This window comes from Burkholderia sp. Bp9142 (assembly GCF_003853415.1).
GTDB lineage: Bacteria > Pseudomonadota > Gammaproteobacteria > Burkholderiales > Burkholderiaceae > Burkholderia.
Map to the genome: position 1 here is coordinate 1 of NZ_QTPP01000018.1, position 15,210 is coordinate 15,210.

At 66.6% G+C, this 15,210-nt stretch carries 15 protein-coding genes; 14 read left to right on the plus strand and 1 reads right to left on the minus strand.

Features of this window, described 5'->3' with window-relative positions:
• Positions 1-243 precede the first annotated feature (243 nt).
• The 14 genes from pyrH to DIE22_RS20295 all read left to right on the plus strand — a co-directional run bounded on the left by pyrH (position 244) and on the right by DIE22_RS20295 (position 14,257).
• Positions 244-957, plus strand: a complete 714-nt coding sequence (gene pyrH, locus DIE22_RS20230) for a UMP kinase (RefSeq protein WP_124500030.1) — start codon at positions 244-246, stop codon at positions 955-957.
• Positions 958-1,059: 102 nt separating this feature from the next.
• On the plus strand, positions 1,060-1,620 hold the full coding sequence (frr, locus tag DIE22_RS20235) for a ribosome recycling factor (RefSeq protein WP_124500031.1): 561 nt from the start codon (positions 1,060-1,062) through the stop codon (positions 1,618-1,620).
• A 49-nt stretch (positions 1,621-1,669) separates the two neighbouring features.
• Positions 1,670-2,452, plus strand: coding sequence for a polyprenyl diphosphate synthase (gene uppS / locus DIE22_RS20240; protein WP_124500032.1), 783 nt, complete (start codon positions 1,670-1,672; stop codon positions 2,450-2,452).
• Positions 2,446-3,267, plus strand: coding sequence for a phosphatidate cytidylyltransferase (locus DIE22_RS20245; protein ID WP_124500033.1), 822 nt, complete (start codon positions 2,446-2,448; stop codon positions 3,265-3,267). Before uppS ends, DIE22_RS20245 begins: the two co-directional genes overlap by 7 nt.
• Before the next feature lie 15 nt (positions 3,268-3,282).
• A complete protein-coding gene (locus DIE22_RS20250; RefSeq protein WP_124500034.1) occupies positions 3,283-4,479 on the plus strand; it encodes a 1-deoxy-D-xylulose-5-phosphate reductoisomerase in 1,197 nt (398 codons plus the stop codon).
• Between the two features lie 11 nt (positions 4,480-4,490).
• The gene (rseP, locus tag DIE22_RS20255) at positions 4,491-5,879 is read left to right on the plus strand and encodes an RIP metalloprotease RseP (RefSeq protein WP_124605973.1); all 1,389 of its coding nucleotides are present in this window, start codon (positions 4,491-4,493) and stop codon (positions 5,877-5,879) included.
• A 64-nt stretch (positions 5,880-5,943) separates the two neighbouring features.
• Complete coding sequence (bamA, locus tag DIE22_RS20260) at positions 5,944-8,250, plus strand: outer membrane protein assembly factor BamA (protein WP_059599928.1); 2,307 nt, start codon at positions 5,944-5,946, stop codon at positions 8,248-8,250.
• Positions 8,251-8,314: 64 nt separating this feature from the next.
• Entirely contained in the window at positions 8,315-8,812 is a 498-nt protein-coding gene (locus tag DIE22_RS20265; RefSeq protein ID WP_185640656.1) for an OmpH family outer membrane protein, read from the plus strand.
• Positions 8,813-8,828: 16 nt separating this feature from the next.
• Positions 8,829-9,923 (plus strand): UDP-3-O-(3-hydroxymyristoyl)glucosamine N-acyltransferase, encoded by a 1,095-nt coding sequence (lpxD, locus tag DIE22_RS20270; protein ID WP_124605974.1) that lies wholly within the window; start codon positions 8,829-8,831, stop codon positions 9,921-9,923.
• 130 nt (positions 9,924-10,053) lie between these two features.
• Complete coding sequence (gene fabZ, locus DIE22_RS20275; protein WP_006495559.1) at positions 10,054-10,521, plus strand: 3-hydroxyacyl-ACP dehydratase FabZ; 468 nt, start codon at positions 10,054-10,056, stop codon at positions 10,519-10,521.
• 67 nt (positions 10,522-10,588) lie between these two features.
• Positions 10,589-11,377, plus strand: coding sequence for an acyl-ACP--UDP-N-acetylglucosamine O-acyltransferase (lpxA, locus tag DIE22_RS20280; RefSeq protein WP_124500038.1), 789 nt, complete (start codon positions 10,589-10,591; stop codon positions 11,375-11,377).
• A gap of 3 nt (positions 11,378-11,380) precedes the next feature.
• Positions 11,381-12,550, plus strand: coding sequence for a lipid-A-disaccharide synthase (lpxB, locus tag DIE22_RS20285; RefSeq protein ID WP_124500039.1), 1,170 nt, complete (start codon positions 11,381-11,383; stop codon positions 12,548-12,550).
• Positions 12,547-13,200, plus strand: coding sequence for a ribonuclease HII (gene rnhB / locus DIE22_RS20290; protein WP_124605975.1), 654 nt, complete (start codon positions 12,547-12,549; stop codon positions 13,198-13,200). Before lpxB ends, rnhB begins: the two co-directional genes overlap by 4 nt.
• A gap of 274 nt (positions 13,201-13,474) precedes the next feature.
• On the plus strand, positions 13,475-14,257 hold the full coding sequence (locus DIE22_RS20295) for a TrmH family RNA methyltransferase (RefSeq protein ID WP_124605976.1): 783 nt from the start codon (positions 13,475-13,477) through the stop codon (positions 14,255-14,257).
• A gap of 121 nt (positions 14,258-14,378) precedes the next feature.
• On the opposite strand, the gene DIE22_RS20300 is transcribed toward DIE22_RS20295, so the two are convergent.
• On the minus strand, positions 14,379-15,194 hold the full coding sequence (locus tag DIE22_RS20300) for a pyruvate, water dikinase regulatory protein (RefSeq protein ID WP_059450011.1): 816 nt from the start codon (positions 15,192-15,194) through the stop codon (positions 14,379-14,381).
• Positions 15,195-15,210: the final 16 nt, after the last annotated feature.

Genomic DNA, 15,210 nt, shown 5'->3' on the forward strand with positions numbered 1-15,210 from the left:
GCGCCCACGGCAGAGCCACCCCCCTGCCCCCCTCCCGCCCCTTTGTGCCCCCCAATGTCCCCCCCCAAAACCTTCATAACCCCTAACCCCGCCCGCCATCCCCCGCGGGGGGGGCCCCCCCCCCGGCGCCCGGCGGCGCCGCCGGCCGGCCGGGAAACCCGGTCCGACCGTCGGCGCTTGCCCGAATCAGTATTTCGCCCCTACAGTTCGTGGTTGTCATCCTCTCGTCGCTCGGAAGCCCCTATGTCCAATGCCTATAAACGCGTCCTCCTCAAACTCTCCGGCGAAGCGCTGATGGGCGACGATGCCTTCGGCATCAATCGCGCGACGATCGAACGGATGGTGGCCGATATCGCCGAAGTCGTGCGTCTCGGTACGCAGCTCGCGGTCGTGATCGGCGGCGGTAACATTTTCCGCGGTGTCGCGGGCGGTGCGGCCGGCATGGACCGCGCGACGGCCGACTACATGGGGATGCTGGCGACGATGATGAACGCGCTGGCGCTGCAGGATGCGATGCGCCACGCCGGCATCGTCGCGCGCGTGCAGTCCGCGCTGCGCATGGACCAGGTCGTCGAGCCGTACATCCGGCCCCGCGCGATCCGCCAGCTCGAGGAAGGCAAGGTCGTGATCTTCGCGGCCGGCACGGGCAACCCGTTCTTCACGACGGACACGGCCGCCGCGCTGCGCGGTTCGGAAGTGGGCGCCGAGGTCGTGCTGAAGGCGACCAAGGTCGATGGCGTATATTCTGCCGATCCGAAGAAGGATCCGTCGGCCACGCGCTACACGACGATCAGCTTCGACGAGGCGATCAGCCGCAATCTGCAGGTGATGGACGCGACGGCCTTCGCGCTGTGCCGCGACCAGAAGCTGCCGATTCGCGTGTTTTCGATCAACAAGCCGGGCGCGCTCAAGCGTATCGTGCTGGGCGAGGACGAAGGTACGCTCGTCCACGTGTAAACTCCCGCGGATGCGGGCAAGCGGCGTGGGTCGTCGGCCGCGGCGCGTGGCGCGCCGGGCGGGGCCCGCGTTCTTTGAAGGTTTGAAGGTTCGGAGGTTGAAATGAGTGTCGCTGATGTCAAGAAGGGCGTAGAGCAGAAGATGCAGCGCTCGATCGAAGCGTTCAAGAACGATCTGGCGAAGATCCGCACGGGCCGTGCGCATACCGGTCTGCTCGATCACGTGCAGGTCGACTACTACGGCTCGATGGTGCCGATCTCGCAGGTTGCGAACCTGACGCTCGTCGACGCACGCACGATCGGCGTGCAGCCGTGGGAAAAGAACATGGTCGCGAAGGTCGAGAAGGCCATCCGCGAAGCCGATCTCGGCCTGAACCCGGCAACGGCCGGCGACCTGATCCGCGTGCCGATGCCGGCGCTGACGGAAGAGCGCCGCCGCGAGCTGACCAAGGTGGTCAAGAGCGAAGGCGAAACGGCCAAGGTCGCGATCCGCAACCTGCGCCGCGACGCGAACGAAGCGCTGAAGAAGCTCGTGAAGGACAAGGAAATCTCGGAAGACGACGAGCGCCGTGCGAGCGACGAGGTGCAGAAGCTGACGGACAAGCACGTTGCCGAGGTCGACAAGCTCGTGCAGAGCAAGGAAGCCGAGATCATGACGGTCTGACGACCGTCCTCGCGCGCCGCCTTCTTCCCGCATTACTGTCTCAACGGCCATGACCTATACCAGCTCTACCGTTCGCGTGCCTGACGTCGGCGCCGTGCCGCGTCATATCGCGATCATCATGGACGGCAACGGCCGTTGGGCGACCGAACGCCGCTTGCCGCGCGTCGCGGGGCACACCCGCGGCGTGGATGCCGTGCGGGCAGTGGTCGAAGGTTGCGCGCGCGCCGGCGTCGAATACCTGACGCTGTTCGCGTTCAGTTCGGAAAACTGGCGCCGGCCGAACGACGAAGTGTCGTTCCTGATGCGGCTGTTCATCACCGCGCTCGAGCGCGAGATCGGCAAGCTGCATGCGAACGGAATCCGCCTGCGGGTGATCGGCGATCTCGAGCGCTTCGAGCCGCGCATCCGCGAACTGATCCGCCGCGCCGAAACCAAGACGGCGCGCAACACCCGCCTGACCCTGACGATCGCCGCGAACTACGGCGGCCGCTGGGACATCCTGCAGGCGACGAAGAAACTCGTCGAGCAGGCCGTGCGCGAGGGCCGCGAGGTCGACGTGACCGAAGACGCGTTCGCGCCGCACCTGGCGATGGCCTACGCGCCGGAGCCCGATCTGTTCATCCGCACCGGCGGCGAGCAGCGCGTCAGCAATTTCCTGCTGTGGCAGCTCGCGTACGCCGAATTCTATTTCACCGACAAATACTGGCCGGACTTCGACGGCGCGGCGCTGGCCGACGCGATCGCATCGTATACCGAGCGCGAGCGCCGTTTCGGGCGCACCAGCGCGCAGCTCGAGCCTCAATCGCAGAACGTCGATTCCCTTTCATGCTGAAGACCCGTGTGATCACGGCGGTCGCGATGCTGGCAGTGTTGCTGCCGGTGACGCTGTTCGCGCCGCTTGGCGGCTTCGGCGCGCTGATCGGCGTCGTGCTCGTGTTCGCCGCATGGGAATGGGCGCGCCTGCTGAAGCTCGGCACGGCCGGCTCCGTCGTCTATGCAATCGTCGCAGCGCTGGCGCTCGCGGCGACCGCGCCGCTCGGCATCGACGCAACTTCATCCCGCCCCCTTTTCATGGCGGCCGGCGTGTTCTGGCTGCTGGTCGGCCCGTTTTCGCTGCAGCGCAAGCCGGAACTCGCGGGCGGCGTATGGCGGCCGTTCCTGCTCGCGGCCGGGCTGGTGGTGTTCGCGGCCTGCTGGCACGCGGTCGTCGCGGCGCGTGCGCAGGGTGTTCCGTTCGTGCTGTCGCTGCTTCTGGTCGTCTGGCTGGCCGATATCGGCGCATACTTCGCGGGCAAGGCCTTCGGAAAGCGTAAACTGGCCATTACGATCAGCCCCGGCAAGAGCTGGGAAGGCGCGATCGGCGGCTGGCTCGCGGTGATGGCGGTCGCGGGTGTCGCGATGGCCGCGCACTGGTTCGAGCCGACCCTGTTTTCCGCATTCGCGACCCGCTACGGGATGCCCGGCGCGTGGGCCGCGCTGACGCTGCTGGTGGCCTACAGCGTGATCGGCGACCTGTTCGAGTCGCTGCTCAAGCGTCAGGCGGGCGTGAAGGATTCCAGCGGCCTGCTGCCCGGTCACGGTGGCGTGCTCGACCGCGTCGACGCGCTGCTGCCCGTGCTGCCGCTCGCAATGCTGCTGCTTGGTTAAACCACTATTTCTGTTATGCAAAAACGTCTGACACTGCTCGGTTCCACGGGCTCGATCGGAGACAGCACGCTCGACGTGGTCGCCCGCCATCCCGAGCGTTTCTCGGTCTACGCGTTGACCGCGCACCGCAACGGCGACAAGCTCGTCGAGCAGTGCCTGCGCTTCGCACCCGAAGTCGCGGTGGTCGGCGATGCGAACACGGCTGCACACGTCGAGGCCAAGCTGCGCGCGGCGGGCAGCAAGACCACGGTGCTGTACGGGCCGCAGGCGCTCGTCGACGTGTCGAAGAGCGACGGCTGCGACACGGTCGTCGCGGCGATCGTCGGCGCGGCCGGCCTCGCGCCGAGCCTCGCGGCCGCGCGCGCCGGCAAGCGCATCCTGCTCGCGAACAAGGAATCGCTCGTGATGTCGGGCGCGATCTTCATGGACGCCGTGCGCGACCATGGCGCGATCCTGCTGCCGGTCGACAGCGAACACAACGCGATCTTCCAGTGCATGCCGCGCGACGCGAACGAGCACGGCGGGATCTCGAAGATCATCCTGACCGCGTCGGGCGGCCCGTTCCGCACGCGCGAGCCGGCCACGCTCGTCGACGTGACGCCGGACGAGGCCTGCAAGCACCCGAACTGGGTGATGGGCCGCAAGATTTCCGTCGATTCCGCGACGATGATGAACAAGGGCCTCGAGGTGATCGAGGCGCACTGGATCTTCGGCTTGGCCGGCGACCGGATCGATGTGCTGATCCACCCGCAGAGCGTGATTCATTCGCTCGTGTCGTATCGCGATGGCTCGGTGCTCGCGCAGCTCGGCAACCCGGACATGCGCACGCCGATCGCGCACGCGCTGGCGTTCCCGGAGCGCGTCGACGCGGGTGTCGACCCGCTCGACCTCGCGCAGATCGCGCAGCTGTCGTTCGAGAAACCCGATTACACGCGTTTCCCGTGCCTCGCGCTCGCGCTGAAGGCGCTTGAAGAGGGCGGCATCGCGAGTGCGGCGTTGAACGCGGCGAACGAAATCGCGGTCGAAGCGTTTCTCGAGCGCCGGATCGGCTTCATGGCGATCGCGGCGACGGTCGATGCGGTGCTCAACGCACTGCCGAACCGCAACCCGAACGGGCTCGACGACGTCCTTGCGGCGGACGCCGAGGCACGCCGCCTCGCCGCCGAGATCATTGCGAAAGCGCCTGCGCCACGCGTGGAGCGCATTGTCTGAATGAGGTGCTCATGAACGTGCTGGTCGAACTGGTCGCGTTTGCGGTGGCGATCGGGGTGCTGGTCGTCGTGCATGAGTACGGACATTATCGCGTCGCGCGCTGGTGCGGCGTGAAGGTGCTGCGTTTCTCGATCGGCTTCGGCCAGCCCGTCGCACGCTGGGTCAGCCGCAGGACCGGCACCGAATGGACGCTCTCCGCGCTGCCGCTCGGCGGTTACGTGAAGATGCTCGACGAGCGCGAGCCGGGGCCGGGCGTGAAGCCCGAGGAGCTCGGCCAGGCGTTCAACCGGCAATCGGTGTTCAAGCGCATCGCGATCGTCGCCGCCGGCCCGATCGCGAACTTCCTGTTGGCAATCGTCCTGTTTTCCGCCGTATTCGCAACCGGCGTGACCGAACCGGTCGCGGTGCTCGCGCCGCCCGCCGCCGGCACGGTGGCGGCGCGCGCGGGCTTCGACGGCAGCGAGACGATCGTATCGATCCGCGACGTACGCGCAGGCGATGCCGAGGGCGGCGAGGCCGTGCCGGTGCGCTCGTGGTCGGACCTGCGCTGGAAGCTGCTGTCCGCCGCGTTCGATCATCGCGAGGTCGTGCTCGGCGCGCGCGACGGCGGCGCGTCGACGTTCGACTTCCGCGTCGACCTGCGCAACGTGCCCGAAAGCGAGCTCGACGACGATTTCATGACGCGCCTGGGCTTCGAGACCGGCGGCGGCACGCTGTCGGTGGCGTCGGTGCAACCCGGCAGCGCGGCCGAGCAGGCCGGCCTGAAGGCCGGCGACAAGCTGCTCGCGCTCGACGGCAAGCCCATCGGCGGCGCATCGCGCTTCATCGACGCGGTGAAGCACCACGCAGGCCAGGCGCTTGATCTGCGGGTCGAGCGCGGTGGCGCCACGCAGACGGTGTCGATCGTGCCGCAGGCGCAGCGCGACGACGAAACGGGGCAGCAGGTCGGCCGTATCGGTGCGGCGCTGTCGATGCATACGCCGTCGGTCGACGTGCGCTACGGGCCGATCGAGAGCCTGCAGCTCGGTGCGCACCGCACATGGGACATCGCCGTGTATTCGCTGAGGATGTTCGGGCGGATGATCACGGGCAACGCGTCGCTGAAGAACCTGTCCGGCCCGGTGACGATCGCCGACTATGCGGGCAAGAGCGCGCGGCTTGGTCCGTCGGCCTTCCTGTCGTTCCTCGCCCTTGTCAGCATTAGCCTCGGGGTGCTGAACTTGCTGCCGATTCCCGTTTTGGACGGGGGGCATCTGTTATATTATCTGGTTGAAGCCGCGACCGGGAAAGCCGTCTCGGAGCGCTGGCAGCTGATTCTGCAAAGAGCCGGGTTGATCTGCATCGTCGCATTGTCGGCGATCGCGCTGTTCAACGACCTGGCTCGGTTAATCCATTTCTGAAGCGTCAGGCGGCGGCCAGTCGGCCGCCGCCTGATTTGATGCAGCTAAATATTGGGGATGCACGTTGTTCAAACCTCATCGCTTTGTACCTAAGACAGTTGCAGCGGCCGCGCTCGCCGCGCACGGCCTCGCGGCGCATGCAGCGGCACCGTTCGTGGTGCAAGACATCAAGATCGAGGGGTTGCAGCGCGTCGAAGCGGGTTCGGTGTTCGCCTACCTGCCGATCAAGCAGGGCGATACCTTCACCGACGACAAGGCATCCGAAGCAATCCGCGCGCTGTACGCGACGGGCTTCTTCAACGACGTGCGCATCGCCACCCAGGGCAACGTCGTGATCGTGCAGGTGCAGGAGCGTCCGGCCATCGCGTCGATCGACTTCACCGGCACGAAGGAATTCGACAAGGACAACCTGACGAAGGCGCTGCGCGCGGTCGGTCTGGCCGACGGCCGCTACTACGACAAGGCGCTCGTCGACAAGGCGGAGCAGGAGCTCAAGCGCCAGTACCTGACGCGCGGCTTCTACGCGGCCGAGGTCAAGACGACGATCACGCCGGTCGACGCGAACCGCGTGTCGATCCTGTTCGCGGTCGCCGAAGGCCCGAGCGCGAAGATCCGCCAGATCAACTTCATCGGCAACAAGGCGTTCAGCACCAGCACGCTGCGCGACGAGATGCAGCTGTCGACGCCGAACTGGTTCTCCTGGTACACGAAGAACGACCTGTACTCGAAGGAAAAGCTGACGGGCGACCTCGAGGCCGTGCGCTCGTACTACCTGAACCGCGGCTACCTCGAGTTCAACATCGAGTCGACCCAGGTGTCGATCTCGCCGGACAAGAAGGACATGTACCTGACGGTCACGCTGCACGAAGGCGAGCCGTACACGGTGTCGGGCATCAAGCTGTCGGGCAATCTGCTCGATCGCGAAGCCGAACTGAACAAGCTGATCAAGATCAAGCCGGGCGATCGCTTCTCGGCCGAAAAGCTGCAGCAAACGACCAAGTCGATCGTCGACAAGCTCGGCGAATACGGCTACGCATTCGCGACCGTCAACGCGCAGCCGGACATCGACCAGGCGAACCACAAGGTGAACCTGAACCTCGTCGTCGATCCGAGCCGCCGTGTGTACGTGCGCCGCATCAACGTGGTCGGCAACACGCGTACGCGCGACGAAGTCGTGCGCCGCGAAATGCGCCAGCTCGAAAGCTCGTGGTTCGATTCGAACCGCCTCGCGCTGTCGAAGGACCGCGTGAACCGTCTCGGCTACTTCACCAACGTCGACGTGACGACGGTGCCGGTCGAGGGCACGAACGACCAGGTCGACGTGAACGTGAAGGTCGACGAAAAGCCGACCGGCGCGATCACGCTGGGCGCGGGCTTCTCGTCGACGGACAAGGTGGTGCTGTCGGCCGGCGTGTCGCAGGACAACGTGTTCGGCTCGGGCACGAGCCTGTCGGTGAACGTCAACACCGCGAAGAGCTACCGCACGCTGACCGTCACGCAGGTCGACCCGTACTTCACGGTCGACGGCATCAAGCGGATCACGGACGTCTACTACCGCACGTACCAGCCGCTCTACTATTCGACGAGCTCGAGCTTCCGGATCATCAGCGCGGGCGGCAACCTGAAATTCGGCATTCCGTTCTCGGAAGTCGACACCGTCTACTTCGGCGCGGGCTTCGAGCAGAACCGTCTCGACGTCGACTCGAACACGCCGCAGAGCTACCAGGATTACGTGAACGAGTTCGGCCGCGTGTCGAACACGGTGCCGCTGACCGTCGCGTGGTCGCGCGACGCGCGTGACAGCGCGCTGATCCCGAGCCGCGGCTACTTCACACAGGCGAACGTCGAATACGGCGTGCCGGTCGGCAAGATCCAGTACTACAAGGCCGACCTGCAGGCGCAGTACTACTATTCGTTCTCGCGCGGCTTCATCCTGGGCCTGAACCTGCAAGGCGGCTACGGTAACGGCATCGGCAACCCGTACCCGATCTTCAAGAACTACTACGCGGGCGGTATCGGCTCCGTGCGTGGCTACGAGCCGAGCTCGCTGGGCCCGCGCGACACGAAGACGAACGACCCGATCGGCGGTTCGAAGATGTTGGTCGGCAACATCGAGCTGACGTTCCCGCTGCCGGGCACCGGTTACGACCGCACGCTGCGCGTGTTCACCTTCCTCGACGGCGGTAACGTATGGGGCAACGCGCCGGGCGGCACGAGTACCGGCGCGAACGGCCTGCGTTACGGCTACGGTGTGGGTCTCGCGTGGATCTCGCCGATCGGCCCGCTGAAGCTGAGCCTCGGCTTCCCGCTGCAGAAGCATGAAGGCGACCAGTACCAGAAATTCCAGTTCCAGATCGGGACGGCGTTCTGACCGAACGCATGACAACAGCAACGAGAGGGTAATTTTGCTAACCGGTAAGTTTTCGAAACGAGTGATGTGTGCGCTGACCGTTGCGCTGGCCTTGGGCGCGGCGACGGCACATGCTCAGGACGTCGCCCGCATCGCGGCGGTCAATTCGGATCGGATCCTGCGCGAGTCGGCGCCTGCCAAGGTGGCGCAGACGAAGCTCGAAGCCGAGTTCGCGAAGCGCGACAAGGATCTGCAGGACCTCGCGGCGCGCCTGAAGTCGATGTCCGATTCGCTGGACAAGAACGGTGCGTCGCTGTCGGCGGCCGACCGCGCGCAGAAGCAGCGCGATCTCGCGCAGCTCGATACCGACTTCCAGCGCAAGCAGCGCGAGTTTCGCGAAGACCTGAACCAGCGCCGCAACGAGGAGCTCGCGGCAGTGCTGGAGCGTGCGAACAAGGTCATCAAGCAGATCGCCGAGCAGCAGAATTACGACCTGATCGTGCAGGAAGCCGTGTACGTCAGCCCGCGCATCGACATCACCGACAAGGTGCTCAAGGCGCTCGCGTCCGGCTCGACGAACTGAACGGAGCAGACGACGAATGGCATTGACGCTCGAGGCACTCGTAAAGCGGTTCGGCGGCGAGATCGCCGGCGACGCCCAGTGCAAGGTGAGCGGCCTCGCGCCGCTCGACCAGGCAGGCCCCCAGCAACTCGCGTTTCTCGCGAATCCGAAGTACCTGTCGCAGGTCGAGACGACCCGCGCCGGCGCGGTGCTGATCGCGCCGAAGGATCTCGAAAAGCTGGGCGCGGCCGCTAGTGGCCGGATGGCCGGCCCCCGCAACTTCATCGTGACGCCGAATCCGTACGCGTATTTCGCGCGCGTCGCGCAGATGTTCATCGATCTCGCCACGCCGCCGCGCGCGGCCGGTGTCCATCCGAGCGCGACGATCGATCCGGCCGCGCAGGTCGCCGCGAGCGCGGTGATCGGTCCGCACGTGACGGTCGAAGCCGGCGCGGTGATCGAGGACGGCGTGCAGCTCGACGCGAACGTGTTCGTCGGGCGCGGCACGACCATTGGCGCGGGTTCGCACCTGTATCCGAACGCATCGGTGTACCACGGCTGCAAGATCGGCCCGCGCGCGATCATCCACTCGGGCGCCGTGATCGGCTCCGACGGGTTCGGCTTCGCGCCGGATTTCGTCGGCGACGGCGATACGCGCACCGGCAGCTGGGTCAAGATTCCGCAGGTCGGCGGCGTATCGGTCGGCCCGGACGTCGAGATCGGCGCGAACACGACGATCGATCGCGGCGCGATGGCGGACACCGTCATCGAGGAATGCGTGAAGATCGACAACCAGGTCCAGATCGGCCACAACTGCCGGATCGGCGCCTATACGGTGATCGCCGGCAGCGCGGGCATCGCGGGCAGCACGACGATCGGCCGCCACTGCATGATCGGCGGCGCGGCGGGCATCGCCGGCCACGTGACGCTCGGCGACTATGTCATCATCACCGCGAAGTCGGGCGTGTCGAAGTCGCTGCCGAAGGCCGGCATCTACACGAGTGCGTTCCCGGCCGTCGACCACGGCGAATGGAACCGGAGCGCCGCGCTCGTGCGCAACCTCGACAAGCTGCGCGACCGCATCAAGGCGCTCGAAACCGCGCTGGCCGCCCAGGGCGGCACGGACGCCTGACCGACACCATGCGAGACCACGAACCGGGCACGGCCAGCGCATCCGGCCCGGTTCGCCAGACTGGGCCGCGCGGCGGCCCGCTTCAGCCTTTGCATCACCACCGCGCAGCCTTTGCGTGAGACGAACCATCATGAGCACTGAAAAAATCAATCTCGACATCCACAAGATCCTCACGCTGCTGCCGCATCGCTACCCGATTCTGCTCGTCGATCGCGTGCTCGAACTCGAGCCCCACAAGGGAATCAAAGCGCTGAAGAACGTGTCGATCAACGAGCCGTTCTTCCAGGGGCACTTCCCGAAGCGGCCGGTGATGCCGGGCGTGCTGATCCTCGAGGCGCTCGCTCAGGCGGCCGCGCTGCTGACGTTCGCGGAAGAGCAGCCGAAGGATCCGGAAAACACGCTGTACTACTTCGTCGGGATCGACGGCGCGCGCTTCAAGCGCGTGGTCGAACCGGGCGACCAGCTGATTCTGAACGTGACGTTCGAACGCTACATCCGCGGCATCTGGAAGTTCAAGGCGGTGGCGGAAGTGGACGGCAAGGTGGCGGCGGAAGCCGAACTGATGTGCACGGTCAAGACGGCCGACGCGGCGCCCTGAGCGACGCGGCACGCATGGGTAACGTAACGCGAGCAACGCGACACATCACATCGAGAGGCAACGGCGCATGACCAGGATTCATCCTACCGCGATCGTCGAACCGGGCGCGCAGATCGACGAGTCCGTCGAGATCGGGCCGTACGCGATCGTCGGGCCGCACGTCACGATCGGCGCGCGTACGACGATCGGCTCGCACAGCGTGATCGAAGGTCACACGACGCTCGGCGAGGACAACCGCATCGGCCATTACGCGTCGGTCGGCGGTCGTCCGCAGGACATGAAGTACAAGGACGAGCCGACCCGGCTCGTGATCGGCAACCGCAATACGATCCGCGAATTCACGACGATCCACACCGGCACCGTGCAGGATGTCGGCGTGACGACGCTCGGCGACGACAACTGGATCATGGCCTATGTGCACATCGGTCATGACTGCCGTATCGGCAACAACGTGGTCCTGTCGAGCAACGCGCAGATGGCCGGTCACGTCGAGATCGGCGACTGGGCGATCGTCGGCGGGATGTCGGGCGTGCACCAGTTCGTGCGCATCGGCGCGCACTCGATGCTGGGCGGCGCCTCGGCGCTCGTGCAGGACGTGCCGCCGTTCGTGATCGCGGCCGGCAACAAGGCCGAGCCGCACGGCATCAACGTCGAAGGCATGCGCCGGCGCGGTTTTTCACCCGACGCGATCTCGGCGCTGCGCAGCGCGTACCGCCTGCTGTACAAGAACGGCCTGTCGCTCGAGGAAGCGAAGGTGCAGTTGCGCGAGCTGGCGGCCGCGGGCGGTGAAGGCGACGCGGCGGTTACCGCGCTCGTCGAGTTCATCGACGCGTCCCAACGCGGCATCATCCGCTAAGCGATGTCGCTCCCGACCAATCAGCTCCGGCTCGCGATGGTGGCCGGCGAGCCGTCGGGCGATCTGCTCGCGGCGTCGCTGCTCGGCGGGCTTCAAGAGCGGTTGCCCGCGTCGACCCGGTATTACGGGATCGGCGGGCAGCGGATGCTCGCGCACGGCTTCGACTCGCACTGGCAGATGGACAAGCTGACGGTGCGCGGCTACGTCGAGGCGCTGGGCCAGATCCCCGAGATCCTGCGGATTCGCGGCGAGTTGAAGCGGCAGCTGCTCGCGGAGCGGCCCGACGCGTTCATCGGCGTCGACGCGCCCGATTTCAATTTCAACGTGGAGCAGGCCGCGCGCGACGCGGGCATCCCGTCGATCCACTTCGTGTGCCCGTCGATCTGGGCGTGGCGCGGCGGGCGGATCAAGAAGATCGCGAAGTCCGTCGACCACATGCTGTGCCTGTTCCCGTTCGAACCGGCGATCCTCGACAAGGCGGGCGTCGCGTCGACGTATGTCGGCCATCCGCTGGCCGACGAGATTCCGCTCGAGCCCGACACGCACGGCGCGCGCATCGCGCTCGGCCTGCCGGCAGACGGCCCGGTGATCGCGGTGCTGCCGGGCAGCCGGCGCTCGGAGATCGGACTGATCGGCCCAACGTTCTTCGCGGCGATGGCGCTGATGCAGCAGCGCGAGCCCGGCGTGCGGTTCGTGATGCCGGCGGCGACGCCTGCGCTGCGCGAACTGCTGCGGCCGCTCGTCGAAGCGCATCCGCAACTGGCGCTGACGATCACCGACGGCCGCTCGCAGGTCGCGATGACGGCCGCCGACGCGATCCTCGTGAAGAGCGGCACCGTCACGCTGGAAGCCGCGCTGCTGAAGAAGCCGATGGTGATCTCGTACAAGGTGCCCTGGCTGACCGGGCAGATCATGCGCCGGCAGGGCTATCTGCCGTACGTCGGCTTGCCGAACATCCTGGCGGGGCGCTTCGTCGTGCCCGAGCTGCTGCAGCATTTCGCGACGCCCGAGGCGCTCGCCGATGCGACGCTCACGCAACTGCGCGACGACGCGAACCGCCGCACGCTGACCGAAGTCTTTACCGAAATGCATCTTTCGCTGCGGCAGAACACGGCCGCGAAGGCCGCCGAAGCGGTCGTGCGCGTACTCGAGCAACGCAAGGGGCGCGCATGACGGCAGCCCGTGCACCACGCCGCCGCGCGTCGACCGACGTGCAGGACGGTTTCGACTTCAGCCGGCCCGACGAGATCGTCTGCGGCGTCGACGAAGCGGGCCGCGGCCCGCTCGCGGGGCCGGTCGTGGCAGCCGCGGTGATCCTCGATCCCGCGCAGCCGATCGACGGGCTCGACGATTCGAAGGCGCTGTCCGCGAAAAAGCGCGATGCGCTGTACGACCTGATCGTCGCGCGTTCGCGCGCGTATTGCGTCGCGTCGGCGAGCGTCGACGAGATCGACACGCTCAACATCCTGCACGCGACGATGCTCGCGATGAAGCGGGCCGTCGAAGGCCTGTCGGTGCTGCCGACGCTGGCGCAGATCGACGGCAACCGCTGTCCGAAACTGATGGTGCGTGCCGAGGCGATCGTCAGCGGCGACGCGCTCGTGCCGAGCATCTCGGCCGCGTCGATTCTCGCGAAGGTCACGCGCGACCGCATGCTGGTCGACCTGCATGAACGCTTCCCGGTGTACGGCTTCAACGTGCACGCGGGCTACGGCACCGCGAAACATCTTGCCGCGCTGCGCGAGCACGGCCCATGCGAAGCGCATCGGCGCTCGTTTGCCCCCGTGCGCGCGGCGCTCGACCTGAGGGCCTGTTCCCGCTAATAACGGGCTTGCGCTGGCCGCCAGAAGGGCCGAGCGCAAGGAATGGGCCGCGGCGAATACCTGGCGTATTCGCAAGGAGCATGACGCCGCGATCGGCCCTTCTGGCGACCAGCCCCTGGAAAGGGATTTTTTAGTTTCGGGAACGTGTCTTGCCGGCCGCATTGCGGCGTCGCGCGTCACTTGTTTGGCTCGGCCAAACGGCGCTCCTTGCTTCTTGCACTGCGACCGGCAAGGCACGTTCGCAAGCCCGTTATTAGCGGGAACAGGCCCTTTGATGAAAAGCATTACTTCCCGCGACAACCCGCTGTACAAGCGCCTGAAGGCGCTCGCGGGCTCGACGTCCCAGCAGCGCCGCGGCGGCCAGGCGCTGCTCGAAGGTTTCCATCTCGCCAGCGCGTATCTCGATACGGGTGCGGTGCCCGAGCTGTGCGTCGCGACCGAAGGCGCGCTCGCGCATGCCGAAGCGCAGGCGATCATCGCGCGCGTCGATTCGCAGCGGGTCGTCACGCTGCCCGACGCGCTGTTCGGGCAACTGTCGAACGTAGTCAGCGGCGTCGGTTTCCTGCTGCTCGTCGACCGTCCGGCGCAGCCGCTGCCCGAGCGCGTCACGCATACGTCGGTCGTGCTCGACGGCGTGCAGGACGCCGGCAACGTCGGCTCGATCCTGCGCAGCGCGGCGGCGGCCGGCGTGCGGCACGTGTTCTGCGCGCCGGGCACCGCCTATGCGTGGTCGTCGAAGGTGCTGCGTTCGGGGATGGGTGCGCATTTCCTGCTGTCGATTCACGAGGACGTTGACGCCGCCACGCTCGCCGAACGCCTCGACGTGCCGGTCGCGCTGACCGATTCGCACGGCGCGCAGGCGATCTACGACTGCGACCTGGCCGGGCCCGTCGCATGGGTGTTCGGCAACGAGGGCGCCGGCGTGTCGGCGTTCTGGCGCGACGCGGCCACGCATCGCGTGACGATCCCGCAGCCGGGTGGCATGGAGTCGCTGAACGTCGCGGCGGCGGCGGCGGTGTGCCTGTTCGAGCAGGTGCGGCAGCAGCGACGCGCGTGACAGACTACGTGACGCACGGCGTCGACCGCGCGTCGTATCCCGCACCATGAAAAAAGGCCGCGTTCGACGCGGCCTTTTTGCTTCTGGCGGCGGCCTGGCGGCCGGCCCGGCGGGCAAATCGTCAGTACGACTGCCGGTCGAGTCGGATTTCCTGCAGGATCGTCGTCGCGATTTCCTCGATCGACTTGTGCGTCGACGACAGCCACTTGATCCCTTCGCGGCGCATCATCGCCTCGGCCTCGTTGATCTCGTAGCGGCAGTTCTCCGGCGCCGCGTACTTGCTGCCCGGGCGGCGCTCGTTGCGGATCTCCGACAGGCGCTGCGGGTCGATCGACAGCCCGAACAGCTTGTCGCGATGCGGCGACAGCGCCGACGGCAGCTTGCCGCGCTCGAAGTCTTCCGGAATCAGCGGATAGTTGGCCGCCTTCACGCCGTACTGCATCGCGAGATACAGGCTCGTCGGCGTCTTGCCGCTGCGCGACACGCCAACCAGGATCACGTCGGCTTCCGACAGGTTGCGGTTCGACTGGCCGTCGTCGTGCGCGAGCGAGAAGTTGATCGCCTCGATCCGCGTCTTGTATTCCTCGGTATCGGCGTTCTGGTGGCCGCGGCCCATCGCGTGGCTCGACTTCAGCTCCAGTTCCTGCTCGAGCGGCTCGACGAAGCGCTGGAACATGTCCAGCACGAGCGCGTTCGAGCGCTTGACGATGTCGTTCGACTCGCTGTCGACGAGCGTCGTGAACACGATCGCGCGGCGGCCGTCGTGCACGGCGGCCTCGTTGATTTTCTCGACGGTCGCAAAGGCCTTGTCGAGCGAGTCGACGAACGGCAGGCGCACGAGGCGGAACTTCTGGTCGAACTGGGAGAGGATCGAGTGCGCGAAGGTTTCGGCAGTGATCCCGGTGCCGTCGGAGACGATGAAAACGGTAGGCAGCATGAATCTGGGCGTCGAG

Bases quoted from the DNA above. Each gene is read 5' to 3' on its own strand.
- pyrH (WP_124500030.1), top strand. From the start codon at position 244: ATGTCCAATGCCTATAAACGCGTCCTCCTCAAACTCTCCGGCGAAGCG.
- frr (WP_124500031.1), top strand. From the start codon at position 1,060: ATGAGTGTCGCTGATGTCAAGAAGGGCGTAGAGCAGAAGATGCAGCGC.
- uppS (WP_124500032.1), top strand. From the start codon at position 1,670: ATGACCTATACCAGCTCTACCGTTCGCGTGCCTGACGTCGGCGCCGTG.
- DIE22_RS20245 (WP_124500033.1), top strand. From the start codon at position 2,446: ATGCTGAAGACCCGTGTGATCACGGCGGTCGCGATGCTGGCAGTGTTG.
- DIE22_RS20250 (WP_124500034.1), top strand. From the start codon at position 3,283: ATGCAAAAACGTCTGACACTGCTCGGTTCCACGGGCTCGATCGGAGAC.
- rseP (WP_124605973.1), top strand. From the start codon at position 4,491: ATGAACGTGCTGGTCGAACTGGTCGCGTTTGCGGTGGCGATCGGGGTG.
- DIE22_RS20265 (WP_185640656.1), top strand. From the start codon at position 8,315: ATGTGTGCGCTGACCGTTGCGCTGGCCTTGGGCGCGGCGACGGCACAT.
- lpxD (WP_124605974.1), top strand. From the start codon at position 8,829: ATGGCATTGACGCTCGAGGCACTCGTAAAGCGGTTCGGCGGCGAGATC.
- fabZ (WP_006495559.1), top strand. From the start codon at position 10,054: ATGAGCACTGAAAAAATCAATCTCGACATCCACAAGATCCTCACGCTG.
- lpxA (WP_124500038.1), top strand. From the start codon at position 10,589: ATGACCAGGATTCATCCTACCGCGATCGTCGAACCGGGCGCGCAGATC.
- lpxB (WP_124500039.1), top strand. From the start codon at position 11,381: ATGTCGCTCCCGACCAATCAGCTCCGGCTCGCGATGGTGGCCGGCGAG.
- rnhB (WP_124605975.1), top strand. From the start codon at position 12,547: ATGACGGCAGCCCGTGCACCACGCCGCCGCGCGTCGACCGACGTGCAG.
- DIE22_RS20295 (WP_124605976.1), top strand. From the start codon at position 13,475: ATGAAAAGCATTACTTCCCGCGACAACCCGCTGTACAAGCGCCTGAAG.
- DIE22_RS20300 (WP_059450011.1), bottom strand. From the start codon at position 15,194: ATGCTGCCTACCGTTTTCATCGTCTCCGACGGCACCGGGATCACTGCC.